The 14,187-nt window shown below is 42.4% G+C and carries 16 protein-coding genes; all 16 read right to left on the minus strand.

Annotated elements, in window-relative coordinates; genetic code table 11:
• Positions 1-77 precede the first annotated feature (77 nt).
• Complete coding sequence (locus tag LPTSP_RS05725; protein ID WP_108927869.1) at positions 78-524, minus strand: OsmC family protein; 447 nt, start codon at positions 522-524, stop codon at positions 78-80.
• A 127-nt stretch (positions 525-651) separates the two neighbouring features.
• Entirely contained in the window at positions 652-1,143 is a 492-nt protein-coding gene (locus LPTSP_RS05730; protein ID WP_108927870.1) for a DUF1801 domain-containing protein, read from the minus strand.
• Positions 1,136-1,714 carry a YdeI/OmpD-associated family protein gene (locus LPTSP_RS05735; protein WP_108927871.1) on the minus strand — a complete coding sequence of 193 codons (579 nt, stop codon included), beginning with the start codon at positions 1,712-1,714 and terminating at the stop codon, positions 1,136-1,138. Before LPTSP_RS05735 ends, LPTSP_RS05730 begins: the two co-directional genes overlap by 8 nt.
• A gap of 10 nt (positions 1,715-1,724) precedes the next feature.
• Complete coding sequence (locus LPTSP_RS05740; RefSeq protein WP_108927872.1) at positions 1,725-2,096, minus strand: DoxX family protein; 372 nt, start codon at positions 2,094-2,096, stop codon at positions 1,725-1,727.
• Between the two features lie 10 nt (positions 2,097-2,106).
• Positions 2,107-2,571 (minus strand): SRPBCC domain-containing protein, encoded by a 465-nt coding sequence (locus LPTSP_RS05745; protein WP_108927873.1) that lies wholly within the window; start codon positions 2,569-2,571, stop codon positions 2,107-2,109.
• Positions 2,572-2,574: 3 nt separating this feature from the next.
• A complete protein-coding gene (locus LPTSP_RS05750; protein WP_108927874.1) occupies positions 2,575-2,898 on the minus strand; it encodes an ArsR/SmtB family transcription factor in 324 nt (107 codons plus the stop codon).
• Positions 2,899-2,963: 65 nt separating this feature from the next.
• Positions 2,964-4,226: a replication-associated recombination protein A gene (locus LPTSP_RS05755; protein WP_108927875.1), complete on the minus strand. Its 1,263-nt coding sequence runs from the start codon at positions 4,224-4,226 to the stop codon at positions 2,964-2,966.
• Complete coding sequence (locus LPTSP_RS05760; protein WP_108927876.1) at positions 4,210-4,452, minus strand: hypothetical protein; 243 nt, start codon at positions 4,450-4,452, stop codon at positions 4,210-4,212. Before LPTSP_RS05760 ends, LPTSP_RS05755 begins: the two co-directional genes overlap by 17 nt.
• 44 nt (positions 4,453-4,496) lie before the next feature.
• Positions 4,497-5,093 (minus strand): YqaA family protein, encoded by a 597-nt coding sequence (locus tag LPTSP_RS05765; protein WP_108927877.1) that lies wholly within the window; start codon positions 5,091-5,093, stop codon positions 4,497-4,499.
• 3 nt (positions 5,094-5,096) lie between these two features.
• Complete coding sequence (gene mutL, locus LPTSP_RS05770) at positions 5,097-6,875, minus strand: DNA mismatch repair endonuclease MutL (protein WP_108927878.1); 1,779 nt, start codon at positions 6,873-6,875, stop codon at positions 5,097-5,099.
• 37 nt (positions 6,876-6,912) lie between these two features.
• A complete protein-coding gene (locus tag LPTSP_RS05775) occupies positions 6,913-8,949 on the minus strand; it encodes a sensor histidine kinase (protein ID WP_108927879.1) in 2,037 nt (678 codons plus the stop codon).
• Positions 8,950-9,022: 73 nt separating this feature from the next.
• Positions 9,023-10,279 (minus strand): chloride channel protein, encoded by a 1,257-nt coding sequence (locus LPTSP_RS05780; RefSeq protein WP_108927880.1) that lies wholly within the window; start codon positions 10,277-10,279, stop codon positions 9,023-9,025.
• A 21-nt stretch (positions 10,280-10,300) separates the two neighbouring features.
• On the minus strand, positions 10,301-11,338 hold the full coding sequence (gene purM / locus LPTSP_RS05785) for a phosphoribosylformylglycinamidine cyclo-ligase (protein WP_108927881.1): 1,038 nt from the start codon (positions 11,336-11,338) through the stop codon (positions 10,301-10,303).
• Positions 11,339-11,391: 53 nt separating this feature from the next.
• The gene (lsa19, locus tag LPTSP_RS05790; RefSeq protein ID WP_108927882.1) at positions 11,392-12,003 is read right to left on the minus strand and encodes an adhesin Lsa19; all 612 of its coding nucleotides are present in this window, start codon (positions 12,001-12,003) and stop codon (positions 11,392-11,394) included.
• A gap of 70 nt (positions 12,004-12,073) precedes the next feature.
• Positions 12,074-12,865 carry a glutamate racemase gene (gene murI / locus LPTSP_RS05795; protein WP_108927883.1) on the minus strand — a complete coding sequence of 264 codons (792 nt, stop codon included), beginning with the start codon at positions 12,863-12,865 and terminating at the stop codon, positions 12,074-12,076.
• 3 nt (positions 12,866-12,868) lie between these two features.
• Positions 12,869-14,173, minus strand: a complete 1,305-nt coding sequence (locus LPTSP_RS05800; RefSeq protein WP_108927884.1) for a pyridoxal phosphate-dependent aminotransferase — start codon at positions 14,171-14,173, stop codon at positions 12,869-12,871.
• Positions 14,174-14,187: the final 14 nt, after the last annotated feature.

Here is a 14,187-nt window from a genome sequence, read left to right on the forward strand (position 1 = left end):
ATTTCTTTTAAAGCGGAGGTAGGAACTCCTTTCCGAAAATCCAAATCAGAAATTTCGAAAAGGAATCTAGGTTAAGATCAAGCTGCGACAGAAGAGCCTGATTTTTGGGACAATACTCCTACTCCGGATAATGTATCCTTCACAGGGCAGATCCTTTCTACATGAGCAAGTAATGAATCCACATGCTCTTTAGGAGAATCTGTTTGGATATCTACTCTATAGCGGATCTGAGAGAAACCGGGGCGAACAGGCGCAAGTTCCTGGAACCCATCCAGATCTAGATCTCCTTCCACGAATACTTGGAAATCCTTCAATTCTACCTTATGTGCAGGAGCATAAAGAGAAACCAAAACTCCTACACAACTTGCGAGCCCACCTAACACGAGTTCAACTGGATTCGGTCCTTGGTCCGTCCCACCTAAAATTTCCGGCTCGTCCACCACCCATTTGTGATTCCTGGATTGTAGGTTTAATTTTAAACCTCCTGCCCAAGAAGCCTTACTTTCGAATACAGTATTTGCCATATCTTCCTCCCGAAGTTAAAAACATTCAGGATCCTGACTTAGGAATGGGAAGAATTTAATATGCTATTGCAGATATTTTATATGCTTTATTGAACAAAAGAATGGTCCATTGCCCAATCGCTTGGTCTTACATTTTCTCACCGGGCAGGTCGCTCGCTTGTTTGATCCAAGAAGAAAGTTGGGCCTCATCGATTTCGTCTTCTTCTCTAATATCCAGATAACGATTTCCTCGGACCTTGGACGCACCTGGAGGCATCGGCTTTAAAGAAGCACCATTGAAGAATGCTAGCTTAACGTATTTGGCAAACACATGTACGCCCAGAAACCAACCCTGTCCTTCTATACCGTACAATGGAGAGTTCCATTTTACCGCTTTACTAACATGAGGCACAGTGCGCACTATAAGTTGGTCAAGTTTGCGACCGATTTCCTTTTTCCAACCGGGCATGGCAGCGATATATTCTTGGACCGGCCCATCTCCATAACCTTTTGCGATCTGAGGATTTCCGCCTGAGAGTAGAACCGGCTTCTTCTTTGCTGCAGCCTTATCAATCTTAGGTGATTTCTTGATCGTGGTCTTGGTAAGCTTCTTCTTTGCTGTTACTTTCTTCTTAATCATCTAGTCCCTTACCTTTCATGATATGAGGGATATACTTTTCTATCCTGGCTTCTCTGGTTTTAGATTGTTTGGCAGAAGAAAAATGAAGAAGGTAACCTCTCTGTCTGCCTGGAGTCAGTTGATCAAAAGCAGATTTTAAGTCGGGAGATTGTTCTAATTTACTTAAGAATTCTTCAGGCATATCGAACTCTTTGGTCTTTTTGAAATTCACTTTCTGCCCGGACTTCTCTACCTCGATCGCATTTTTGATGTAAGATTTTAAGGCAGTTTTAAGCTTATCAATTTCCTTCAAATCGGTAAACCGGATCTGGCGAGCGGATTGTACATTCTTAGTTTGTTGTACTAAAATTCCTTTCGGGTCTTTTAATAATGCGCCTTTGAAAAACAAAAGCGCACAGTATTCTTTGAATCCATGTATCAGAACTATATTATTTTCCTGAAATGTATAGCATGGCTGTCCCCATTTTAACTCTTCCGTCAGTCCACAATCTAGAACGATACTTCTTAATTTCTCATATTCTTTTTGCCAGGTTTTAGCCTTTTTAAAAAAGAAATCAACTTTTGGATTCATATACCTTTACTCACGCAGAAATGATCTTTCTATCAGCCGGTCTGAAATACCAGGAAGCCACTGTTAGCACCAGCAATAATACTGGTCCAAAATATTCCTTCGCTCCATCCCCAGCTGCAAAATGAGAGAACACAGCCCCGGACATAGTAAAGAAAAATCCAGCATAAGCCCATTCTTTTATCAAAGGATATTTAGGAACAAGCACTGCGATTACTCCTAACAATTTCCAAACACCTAATATGATTAGCAAATAGGCAGGATAACCTAAATGTGCAAACATATCCGCCTCTTCTTTCATTTGGATCAACTGCACGATCCCGGTCGATGCCATCCCTAAAGAAAGCCATGCAGTAGCGATCCAATATATAATCTTATTTCTCATGTCCAATATCCTATTTTAATTTATTTGCAATATCTTGTAATCTGTTATGAGCCATGTTGATGCCCTGAGCAAACGGTAATTTGAGCATTTGATCTCTGAGTGCAACTGACTTAAAAACTATATGCATAGTAAGTTTACTTTTTTCTTCGCCTAACGGTTCGAATTCTAAGAACTCTAATTGAACAGGAAAAGGAGAATTTTCCATTTCGAAAGTGCGGGTTATCTTTTGGTTCGGAATGAACTCATGAATTACACCGTTGAATCCATGTCTGTTTCCATGAGGATCTGTGGTTTCAAATTGCCAGCTTCCGTGCTTTTTACCTTCCAGTTTCACCACTTTTGTTCCCATCCATTCCGAAACAATCTCCGGTTCGACATGAGCTTTAAAAAGTAACTCCAAAGGAAGATCGAATTCCCTGGTAATCAACAACTCTTGCTTGCCGTCTTCTGCATCTATTTTAGTTTTTCTTTCCATACTCTATTTTCTCGATCTGTATTTTTTCATTACGGACTCTAGCTTATTGAATCGGTCGTCCCACATATTACGGAATGGTTCTATAAAGTCGGCAATTTCTTTCATCTTATTCGGATTCAATTGATAATAAATTTCCCTGCCGTTTTGTTCCTGCTTCAGTAATTCGCACTCGGTCAGTATCTGCAAATGTTTGGAAACAGTGGGCCTGGCAGTATCAAAATTGGAAGCAATTGCCCCAGCAGTCATCGCCTGAGAGGCAACCAACAGAAGTATGGCCCTCCTGGTGGGGTCTGCTATTGCCTGAAATACATCTCTTCTCAAATTCATTATGTAGCCACTTAACTACAAATATAAATGTAGCCATTTAGCTACGCAACAAATTTATGAACTTATTATTCGTAATTTTTGCCGGAGATCTTTTTCCAGATGGAAGAAAGATGTTCTCTGATCTTTCCTTCCATTCCGTTTTTGGTAGGTTTATAGAATTGAGGAGGATTATCAGATAGATCATCCGGAAAATAGGAGAATGGCGTAAATCCACCAAAATCATGAGGATACTTATAACCCTGACCTGCTCCTTCTTTTTTATGAGTGGCAGTGGGAGCGTTTCGGAGTCGGTTCGGGATCTTTAAACTTGTTCCCCTTTCTTTTACAAAAGAAAGTGCAGAACCTATCCCTAAATAGGACGCGTTTGATTTAGGACAAGAGGCTAAGAATGTAGTAACCTGTCCTAAAATGATCCTACCTTCCGGCATCCCGATTGTTTCTAAGGCGTGAAGCCCCGCAACTGCCAGAGGTAAACCGTGGACGGAAGCGTTTCCAATATCTTCCGATGCAAGGATAATGAGTCGCCTTGCGATGAAGAGTGGATCTTCTCCCCCTTCTAACATCAGTGCTAAATAGAATAATGCAGCGTCCGGATCGCTTCCTCTTACAGACTTGATGAATGCGGAGATCACGTCATAGTGACTTTCTCCACTTTGATCGTATTCGATTACTCTACTTTCCAAAAACGTCTCTATATCAGAAGCTTCTATCTGAACTCCAGGATCTCTGGAGAGTACCAAGCCTTCCAGATTGGAGAGAAGTTTCCGCGCGTCTCCTCCGGAATAACGGACCAATAGAGAACTTGCTTCTTTTGTAATATTTGGTTTTGGGTCTAAGGATTCTATTCCTCTGGAAAGTATTTCTAAAAGATCATTCTCTCCCAATGGTTCTAGTCTAAGCACCTGGCATCTAGATAATAATGGCCTTGTAATTCTAAAGGATGGATTTTCAGTAGTGGCCCCGATGAGCACGATCCCTCCGGTCTCCACTCCTTTTAATAAACTATCTTGTTGGGAGGAACTGAATCTATGGATCTCATCCAGAAAGAGTAATATACTTCCTTCTTTTTCGGATCTTTCCAATAGTTTTTTGATGTCTGCAACACCGGTGGTGACAGCGTTGTATTCTACAAAAGGTAATTTCCAAGTACCGCCTAAGATCCTGGCGATAGTTGATTTTCCCGTTCCGGGTGGCCCGTACAGAAGAATACTTACTGGTTCTTTATATTTTTGTAATTGAAGCTTTGCCTTTTCCTGTCCAATGACCTGAGCAAAGGAACTAGGTCTGATCTTATGAGGAAGGGGTGCTCTTTCAAATAGACTGCCCAAGTTCTTCTTCCAATTCTCTTTGGACCTTACGTATGCAGGAACGGATAGTAGAATTGCATACGTCGCAGGCGCTATGACAGCATACTAAAGATTGTTCTCTGATCTTTCCATCCAATACATTCTCCACCAATTCGGAAATACGAATAGGCAAACCGAACCAATCCAAATTTTCTAAGATCAATTCCTTTCTGGTCTTAGGAATGAGTCTGGGAGAATCGTCCATCATCTAAACTTTTTACCTTTGGTTCTTATATGCGTCAATCCGAATGTCTAGATCCCGATCCATCCGCCCTTTATTAGATAGTAATAAAGAATAAAACGGGGAATCCTAAAAAGTGCGGCCGTAAAAAAAAGTCCTACCCTCATTTTCATTGCGCCTGCAGCCACCGAAGTCCAAGAATAAGGCAATGGTGTGAGCGCCGCAAGGACCACAGCCCAGAATCCGAATCTTTTTACATATACTTCTAACTTCTCTTCGTGATCTCGAATGAACTTAGAGAATACGTTTAACTTAGGAAGAAGGAATCTTCCTTGGGAGTAAGAACATCCTCCTGCAAGTAACGACCCAAAAGATGCAAAGAAGATTACCCAGAAATCCGGCATGTTTGCCGCGACCGCAAGGATCAAAAAAGTATCAGGAGGAAAGAACACATGCACCGAATCCGCAATGAATATAGAAAGACCCACTCCCCATACTCCAGTGTAATCCAAAAAGATACCGGCGACCTGAGTCACTCTTTCATTAAAAAATCTTGCGAGCACTATAACGATCAATAACAAGATCACACTTGCTATCAATGTTTGTCGGACTAAGGAGGAGATTACATTCTCCGTGGAATTTTTAAGTTCTTGGGATTCGGTTTTCAAATTTTACCTGCGATGAAACATTCTTTCCAGATCTTCTCTGGTTAATTTGACCAAGGTGGGTCTTCCATGAGGACAACGTGAAGGGTTTTCGCAATAACTCAAACGATTGAGCATCTCTGCGATGAGATGGTCCGAAAGTTGGTCCCCTTTTTTAACCGCGGATCTACAAGCCACACATTTTGCCATAAGATCGTATAACTCCGGCTCTGGAACTTCTTTGCCTCCGGTACGATTTAGAAAATCCAAAACGATCTCTTTTTCATGGCCGGGTAGAAAGTAACCAGGAACTTCTCGGAGGACCATTGTATCTTCTCCGAGTGAATCTAATTTTAGACCGACCTCTTGGTATTCTCCGAGCCTGTCTTTGATATCTTCCGCTTCTTGTTTAGAAACAGGAATACGAATCGGAGTAAGAAGAGGTTGGATGCCGTAATTTTTCTTTTTCAGTTTTCTCAAAACTTCTTCGTAACGGATCCTTTCGTGAGCGGTATGTTGGTCTATGATATAAAAACCATCTTCACCTTCTGCCAAGATGAATGTTTCGAATAATAATCCGAAATGTTTTTTAGGAATAAACTCAGAATGTTTGACCGGAATATCGGTTAGATCATCTAACCTGGAACCTGGACCTACAGTTTCCACGGGAAAAGAAGGAGAATGTTTTACTCCTTCGTAAAGCGCGCCGCCCAAAAGTTGTTGTTCCGTTCCGGTAGAAGAAGAAAAGGAATATAATGTGGATTCCATCTTTTTAGGCTCGGGTCTTAAAAGCCTGTTTTTCAACTCTAAGAAGCTGACCGGTGTACTGGACCTGAGTTCTTTCTGGATCAACTGTAAGAAAAATGTATTAAATCCTTCCTCGTCCAAAAAGCGTATCTCTTTTTTAGCGGGATGAACGTTTACATCTATAGATTCAGGATCCACTTCGAAAAATAAAAAACAGTATGGATGACCGTTTGGAGGGAGAAGTTCATCATAACATTTTTTTAATAGATGAGATGAATATTTGATCTCCACAGGCCTTCCGTTCACGAATATGAATTGGCCTGTGCGGTTGGATTTATAAAAATCAGGATCGCTTATAAACCCTTTCGCTCTCCAACCCTTTTTTTCTAGTTGGACCTCCAACAAGTGGTCCCTGAAATTTTCTCCGAATAGATCAATGATCCTTTCTTTTTTACTCTTTGGAGAAAGTCTGTGAATCTCTTTATGATCTTGGACAAATCTAAAACGTATATCTTCCCTAGCGAGTGCTTGGACAGTTACTTTGTCACGGATCTTCTTATCTTCGGAACGGACCGATTTCAAAAATTTTCTTCTGACCGGAGTATTGTAGAATAGATCCTCTACCAGGATCTTAGTTCCTTGAAAACCTGGGATGGCTTCTTTGGAAAGTATCTGACCTTTTTCGGCTCTTACCTTCCAAGCGGTCGGTAGTCCAGTTCCTGTCTCGATCGTAAGTTTGGAAACGGAAGCGATGGATGCCAAAGCTTCTCCCCTGAATCCATAAGAAGAAACTAATTCAAGATCTTTTAATGTTTGGATCTTACTCGTGGCATGTCTTTGGATTGCAAGTGGGATATCCTCTTCTGCTATTCCGGATCCATTATCCGAAAGAAGTAAGGAGGTCAGGCCTCCATCTCTGGATTCCACTTCGATCGTGTCCGCTCCTGCGTCCACGGAGTTTTCCATCATTTCTTTCAAGACGGAGTGAGCAGATTCTATCACTTCCCCGGCGGCGATTTGATTGATTAGTTCCGGACTGAGTTCTTGGATCCTTCCCATATAGTTTGGACCCAGCTTGGAAGGATGAAATCTTATGTCAAGATTGGATTTCCGGTTTAGAGAGTGCGATTTCCAGGATAAACTCAGAACCTGTGCCTGGGATACTTTGGACGGAGATATCCCCATCCATTTTCTGGGCGAGAGCCTTACAAAGTGCGAGTCCAAGCCCTGCTCCTTGGAAAGGTTTAGTTACTCCGGAATCGACCTGTTGGAATGGATTGAATATAGAACTGAGTTTATCTTCCGGAATTCCTATGCCGGAGTCTTGGACCCTAAACCTAAGTCTATAATCCAGATTGGTTTCTTGGACTTTTTCCCCGATAAGTTTGATAAACCCTTTTACCGTGAACTTCTCCGCATTTTCCAGAAGGACCAAAAGCATTGTTTTAAATCTTTCTTCGTCCCCATCTACCGCTTCTGGAAGGTTGTCCGAAAGAGTGACACTAAAGTCCAGGTTCTTTCTGCGGATCTTGTCCTCTACTCTCATAGCAGCTTCATAGATGGAGGCCTTGAGGTTAAATCGTTTATTCAAAAGATATAATGTACCTTTTTCTAAACTGGAAGCGTCCAGCATGGAGCCTAGGATTACCATCATAGCATCCCCGCTTCTTTTAAGTAACTCCAACATTTCCTTATGTTCCGGCTTTAGATCGGAATCCAATAACATCTGAGTGATCCCAACGATCCCGTTCATAGGAGTGCGGACCTCATGGTCTACGTTGATCAAAAATTCACTCTTCGCCTTGTTGGCAGCTTCGGCCTCGTCTCTTGCAAATTCCAATTCCCTGGTTCTTTTCCGAACTAACTCTTCCAAATTGGTATTCAGTATCTCTTGGACCTTCTCCCTTTCTCGGAATCCGCTCAACATCTTGCTGGATAAAGAAAGAGAATTTCCCAGTACGAATATTCCGACCCCGATCCCGCTCAATTCCCAAGAGTCCAAAACTTCTGCATGAAATAATATCTCGCTTACCATGAAGAATAGAAGAAAGATAAAACTAGTAAGATAGATATATGCTCCCACCATCCTTTGAGAAACCGCTTTTACTAAGACAACTAAGGAACAGGCTCCGTTAAATACAAAGAGTAGATAAGAAGGATTGATCAGATAAGAATAGATCGCAGGCCCAGTAAACAAAGTGATAAGTGTGAATATTCCCGCGAAGATATAACCTAACTTCAGGAATTTTTTTCCAAAGTTTACAGGAAATACTTCTAACAAAAAATGTTGGGCTAAGGGCATACCCATAAACCACGCGATAAATTCTGTTCTAAGATAAATTTCAGGTCCCACTAAAAAATGTTCGGGGAATAATCTCACTCCAGTGGAATACAATCTTAAACCTACTGTGATGGAAAAAATTCCTAAGATCAAAGCGGAAGAATCTTTTTTATAAAATACGGATACGAAAATATGAAATAGCCCTAAGAAGAAAAGGCCTCCGCAGAGTATCCCCTCTAAGTCCCTTCTATCCATGTAATAGCGACCGACACATTCCGCAGTGCCCAAAACAGGAGGTTTCCAAAGTCCTCCTTTTCTATACTGGTAATTGGAAATTTCAAAATCCAGATGAGCAGTTCCTTGCCAGGTAGGAAGAATGGAATAGCTGGTCCTAAGTTCTAATCCATCTTCAGTCGGATCTCCCACTTTCCCCACTTCATTGATTAGTTTTCCGTTAAATAGTATCCTGTAATTCGTTCCTTGATCGTAAGAAACTAGATGCAAACTTTCTACAGGGGAAGAAGAAACTAAATCCACTCTATACAATGCTTTTCCGTACTTAGGGAATTCTCCCTCGTCGGAACCTGGCCAATCGTGCTTGGTCCAGCTACCTGGGATAACGCTTAGAGAAAATTTTTCAGGTTCTTTTGGAAGACTTGTGTCCGGAGTGGTGCCTAACCAGGCAAACTTCCATTCTCCGGTCATTCGAAAACATTTTCCCTGGTTCAGGGATTTTTCCCAATCTATAACACCATTCTCTAATAGAGCTTTTTTAGGAGAAGGCGAACAATATGTGAAAAACAAGAATGCCGCAAGAAGAAAGAACGGATCCTTTTTAGAGAAAATTCCCATAGAGTTGGCTATCTTTTATCGATTTGCCGGAAATCGTCCAGGACAAAATCGGATGCTGGAATCGGATCTAAAATTAAACCGAATCGGCCTGAGAACTGATGAACGGAGCTTTGGGAGACAAAAAGTATCCGCTCAAAGAGGCGAATAATACCGGAGTGAAATTAGAAACTCCGGTTAATCCTGTGAGTAATATTGTGGTGCTGATAGGTGTTTTGGTCACGGAAGCGTTCACGGATGCCATAAGACAGATGAGCAAAAATGATTCGTTCTCAGACGGGAAGAAGTCCATAAAAAATCGACCGGCCACCGCTCCGACAAAAAATAAAGGTATGATAATACCACCCCTCCAGCCGCTGGAAACAGTGATATTGATCGCCAATATCTTCAATAAAGCCAAGGTCCCAAAAAAGATCCAATCCCCTTTGGTAACTACGATCTCGTTTAGCTGGTCATGGCCGAAATAACGGGTCAACGGTTCGTAATACGCAATACAACCTAATAATAATCCGCCGATCGTCGTCTTCATAAAAATAGGAAGAGCTATTTTAGAAAAAGAAAATTTAGTAATTCTGAATATCCCATAGAAGATCCAACCAACCGCCGCTCCGGCCATTCCGAACCCGATCGCGTATTGGAAGTCCTCTATTCCGCCGGGAACATATTGTGGGAATTCCCAAGTAGGTCCGATCCCCATATCTGTCATGAATAGAAATACAAAATATGCGCTACAACTGGAAAGAAACGCAGGTAATAACGCCTCGTAATATTCTACCACATGTCTATGCTGTAGGATCTCCAACGCGAATAATGCTCCGCCTAAAGGGGATCCGAATAAAGAAGTAAATCCTGCCGCCATTCCGGCGATCGTCATGGATCTCAATTCTTCTCCTTCTAATCCTATCTTTTCAGCAAACCAACTCCCGAAAGAACCTGTGATCTGGACAAGCGGCGCCTCAGGACCAGCGCTTCCTCCGGAAGATATGCTAAGTAAAGAAGACAAACTCATAGAAGGATTATTCTTAGGGTCGAGTTTCCCTCCCCTAAAACGAATATTATCGATTACTAATGAAATTTCTCCAGGTTCTCCCAGGAAATAAATGAGAAGGCCTATACCAAGACCTGACAAGGTCATGATCAGAATTATATAATGTCCTTGGAAACCTGCTAAAAGTTTGGTGAGATATTCCAGAACTTTCCAAAACACAGCGGAGAATACTCCGGCAAATAATCCTAGGAGTACGTATAAAATACTCCATCTGGAAAGCATAAATGGATTCTTTTTAGATAAGATGAAAATTGGATTTTTAAAAAGAGCTTGGATCCGATCCATATTTATGCCGGTCAGAAAATGTCAGACAAAAAGAACAGGCTCTTTATTTTTCGAAGTGACTACTCCGATTTTATGGACCAGTTCTCCTTTTTCTTCCAAGGCTGAGATCGCGTCGGACTCGGACTCGGGAGAAACGATGACTATGTATCCGATTCCCATATTAAAAGTGGAATACAATTCCTTTTCGGATAAAGAAGGAAAATCCTTTTGGACTCTTGCAAAGAAAGGATTCTCAGGAAGTTTTTCTCTTTTGATCTCTACTGCCAAAGGATCAGGGAGCACTCTAGGAATGTTTTCATAAAAACCTCCTCCGGTGATATGCACCATTCCTTTGACTTCTGCCTTCTTGGTCAGATTCAGTATACTCTGAACATAGATCCTTGTAGGACGAAGTGCGAATTCTTTTAAGAAACCGACTAACTCAGGATCTGCGGGAAGCTTTCTTCCACCTTCTAAATACAATTTACGGATCAAAGAAAATCCGTTGCTATGAGGACCGGAAGATTCCAAACCTAAAACGATATCTCCCTCTTTGATCTCGGATCCGTCTATTAAGTCTTCCTTCTCTACAGCGCCTACAACGAACCCGCCTAAATCGTATTCGTCCGGATCCATGGTGCCAGGATGTTCTGCAGTTTCTCCGCCTAATAGCGCCGCTCCGGAAAGTTTACAACCTTTTACGATACCTGCGACGATTCTTTCCATTCTCTCCGGGACTAATTTACCGCAGGCTATATAATCTAAGAAGAATAAAGGCTCTCCACCCGAGACAAGAATATCATTCACACACATAGCGACCAGATCTATGCCGATCGTATCATGAATATTGAATAAACGAGCGAGTTCCACCTTGGTTCCCACTCCGTCCGTGCCGCTGAGCAATATCGGGTTTTTATAATTTTTGAGGAAAGAAACGTCGAAAGCGCCTGAAAATCCTCCAAGTCCCCCGAGAACTCTGGGGCCATGGGTGGATTCCACGTTTTGTTTGATCTTTTTAACGAATTCTTGGCCGGCTTCCGTATCGACTCCGGCGGATTTATAACTGATGTCTTCTTGCATGGACCCGCTCCAGAACAGAATTCCCGGATCGGGTCTAATGCCCAGAAAAAAAGCTATTTCATTTGGTCGATTTGTTCCATTGCGGACAGCTCTCCTGCAGCCGCAGGGCGAACTTTTAAGGCCTTGATGCCGGGTCCCAAGTCCACAGCTTCTCCCGCTTTTATCAAAACTCTGGCCTCATCGTCTTTTCTGGTAATCTGAACGCTACCTTCACGAACTGCAAACGTTCCGGTTTCGTTGGCAGGATTCACTTGGCCCCAGAATTGGGTGCCTCTGACTGCTGCCACCACAGTAGGAGTATCAATGGAGATGGATTCGTTCTTTTTCAGTTTGGCAACTTTTACCAGAATATTGCCCGAGTTGATCTTAATATAATTTTGGTCCGCTCTCAATGCAGCGATAGAAGCCTCGGAGCCGCCCAAGAGACGAACCGTCCCTAAAGTAGTGGTTAGATCTAAGGTGGCATCCTTGTCCGTTTTTACGATTTCGGATTCCACAACACGATCGTTTGCTTTTAAGACCGAGCCTGCTTTTTCCGCAGTCGCTTTTCCTACGAGAAAGGAGACGATTGCATCCGTAGTTTCTTCTTCTTTAGGTTTGCAGAAGAACAAAAGGCTTGGGACTAATAGGATCGTAACTAGCTTTGAGATGGATAGAGGGTTCATACGGATTCATAAAGCTAATACAAAGCGCCTAGACCGGGAACCAAAAAAAATCCCTTTAGGAAAAAAATTTCTACCTATTATGGGGATGAGATCCGGAACCCTTTTGCAATAATCGGGAGGCTAGACCTTCCGTTTCGTCCCTGTTTGAATTGGAAGAAAAGAACAGAGTATAGTTAGGATGCCCTTGTCGTTCATCCAAATGAAGAGATCTGACTAAATGGCGGACGGTTCCCTGGTTCCCATCGTGAAGAATTGCCTCTGGATATAGGTCTTTTATTTCGTTTTTCAAGAATACGTAATGTGTGCATCCCAACACAAGAGCATGAATCCCTTGTTCTTGCGGGATTTTTAATATGTTTTTAAGAAGAAGTTTCGCTTCTTCCCATTTCCCATGATCCACCAATGTAGCAAGACCGTCACAATTCAGATGGACCACCCTTTCGGATGCGCCTAATTCTGATTTTAACTCTTGTAATTTTTCTTCCCTATGAGTGACCGAGGTGGCGAGTAACGCAATTTTTTTTCCAGGATGTGCGAGAAGTGCAGGTTTAATCGCAGGCTCCATACCAAATACGGGTACGGATAATTCCTCCCTAAGTTTGGAGGCAGAGGCGGAGGTTGCGGTATTACATGCGAGAAGGATCGCGTCTACTTCTTCCCTCAAGAAAATATTACACACATTACGAGTCAGTTCCAGAACTTCTGAAGTTTGTTTCTCCCCGTAAGGAGCATGGGCCAGATCCCCGTAATACAGAAAATCAGCAGGATATGGAAGATCCAAGAGTTCCTTTAGAACGGAAAGTCCTCCCATTCCGGAATCCATCACTCCGATCTTAGGAACTCTTTCTTTATCGTTTTTCATATCCTAGGCGGAAGTAGTATAATCCTCTATACTCTTTCTCAAAGTGTGATAGATCCAACGGAATTTTTCCTCGTCTTCTTCGAGAAGAGTGACCCTGAAACCGTCCCTATCTGTACAGAAAGAAGAAAGTGGAACCACACAGATCCCTGTAGAAGCCAGAAGATAGTACACAAATCTACGATCCGGAGCGCAATTCCCAAGTAAAGGGCGTATAAATTCTTCTGCCTTTGAATTAGAGATGGGAAGAGTCATCTTATCTCCGAGCACTCCCTTATCGAATGCAACGGTAAGATAAAAAGCGCCTTTCGGTTCCACAACCGTAACACCTTTCAGTCCTTTAAAGGACTCAGTGGCGAGTTTCGCCTTCTTCTTGAACTTCTCATTTCTCTCTTTCAAATGAGGAAGGAATTGAGGATGGGAATATACTTCCGGAATCGCCATCTGAGGAAGAGTGGTAGAACATACTTCCAACATTTTAGCGTCCAAAAGGGATTTTGCATAACGTGCAAAAACAGGATCCTTGTCTTTGTTAAAGATCTCCAACCAACCGCATCTTCCTCCTGGCCAAGGAAATTCCTTGGATACGGAACGAAGAGCCATTCCTGGCACCTTATTTCCAATCACTTCCGAAAGATGGATTGTTCCTGTTTCGGAATAATTCACATGAGCGTAGGTCTCGTCGCAGATAAGCATTACATCGTATTTTTCTGCGATCTTTACGATCTCACGCATTACGTTTTTATCATACACAGCGCCGGTAGGATTATCCGGATTGATAAGAAGTATCCCGGCGATGGAATCGTTGTATTTGACCTTATTCTCGATATCTTCCAGATCGGGCATCCAACCCTGCTCCGGATTTAAATTATAGGTCATATGTTCATAACCGGAGTGAGCCGCTTCCGCAGAAGAAAGTGTAGAATACGCAGGGCTTGGTCCAATGACCCGTGCCTCTCTTCTTAAAAAGCCGAAAATTTTAGCGACCGCGTCACCAAGTCCGTTAAAGAATAAAATATCATCTGCGGTAATCTGAGCTCCGCCTCTTTCGTTCACTTTATCTGCTAAAAAATTTCTGGTCTTTTCGAATCCTTGGGTAGCCGTATAGGCCCAGGATCTATCTTCCAAGATCAGATCCGAAACGATTTTTTTCATCCAAGGAGCGACCTTCTCTCCTTTTTGGATGGGATCCCCGATATTCTCGTAAGTGATCGGAACTCCGAGAGCTTCTAACTTTTTAGCGACTCCTACGATCTGACGGATCTCGTAAATGAGAGCATCAGCACCGCTATGAACGATATTTCTTCTCATGTCTAGCCTTATGA

Source organism: Leptospira johnsonii (assembly GCF_003112675.1).
Classification (GTDB): Bacteria; Spirochaetota; Leptospiria; order Leptospirales; family Leptospiraceae; genus Leptospira_B; species Leptospira_B johnsonii.

Bases quoted from the DNA above. Each gene is read 5' to 3' on its own strand.
- LPTSP_RS05780 (WP_108927880.1), bottom strand. From the start codon at position 10,279: ATGGATCGGATCCAAGCTCTTTTTAAAAATCCAATTTTCATCTTATCT.
- LPTSP_RS05800 (WP_108927884.1), bottom strand. From the start codon at position 14,173: ATGAGAAGAAATATCGTTCATAGCGGTGCTGATGCTCTCATTTACGAG.
- LPTSP_RS05740 (WP_108927872.1), bottom strand. From the start codon at position 2,096: ATGAGAAATAAGATTATATATTGGATCGCTACTGCATGGCTTTCTTTA.
- murI (WP_108927883.1), bottom strand. From the start codon at position 12,865: ATGAAAAACGATAAAGAAAGAGTTCCTAAGATCGGAGTGATGGATTCC.
- purM (WP_108927881.1), bottom strand. From the start codon at position 11,338: ATGCAAGAAGACATCAGTTATAAATCCGCCGGAGTCGATACGGAAGCC.
- LPTSP_RS05775 (WP_108927879.1), bottom strand. From the start codon at position 8,949: ATGGGAATTTTCTCTAAAAAGGATCCGTTCTTTCTTCTTGCGGCATTC.
- LPTSP_RS05730 (WP_108927870.1), bottom strand. From the start codon at position 1,143: ATGATTAAGAAGAAAGTAACAGCAAAGAAGAAGCTTACCAAGACCACG.
- LPTSP_RS05750 (WP_108927874.1), bottom strand. From the start codon at position 2,898: ATGAATTTGAGAAGAGATGTATTTCAGGCAATAGCAGACCCCACCAGG.
- LPTSP_RS05735 (WP_108927871.1), bottom strand. From the start codon at position 1,714: ATGAATCCAAAAGTTGATTTCTTTTTTAAAAAGGCTAAAACCTGGCAA.
- LPTSP_RS05745 (WP_108927873.1), bottom strand. From the start codon at position 2,571: ATGGAAAGAAAAACTAAAATAGATGCAGAAGACGGCAAGCAAGAGTTG.
- LPTSP_RS05760 (WP_108927876.1), bottom strand. From the start codon at position 4,452: ATGATGGACGATTCTCCCAGACTCATTCCTAAGACCAGAAAGGAATTG.
- LPTSP_RS05725 (WP_108927869.1), bottom strand. From the start codon at position 524: ATGGCAAATACTGTATTCGAAAGTAAGGCTTCTTGGGCAGGAGGTTTA.
- lsa19 (WP_108927882.1), bottom strand. From the start codon at position 12,003: ATGAACCCTCTATCCATCTCAAAGCTAGTTACGATCCTATTAGTCCCA.
- mutL (WP_108927878.1), bottom strand. From the start codon at position 6,875: ATGGGAAGGATCCAAGAACTCAGTCCGGAACTAATCAATCAAATCGCC.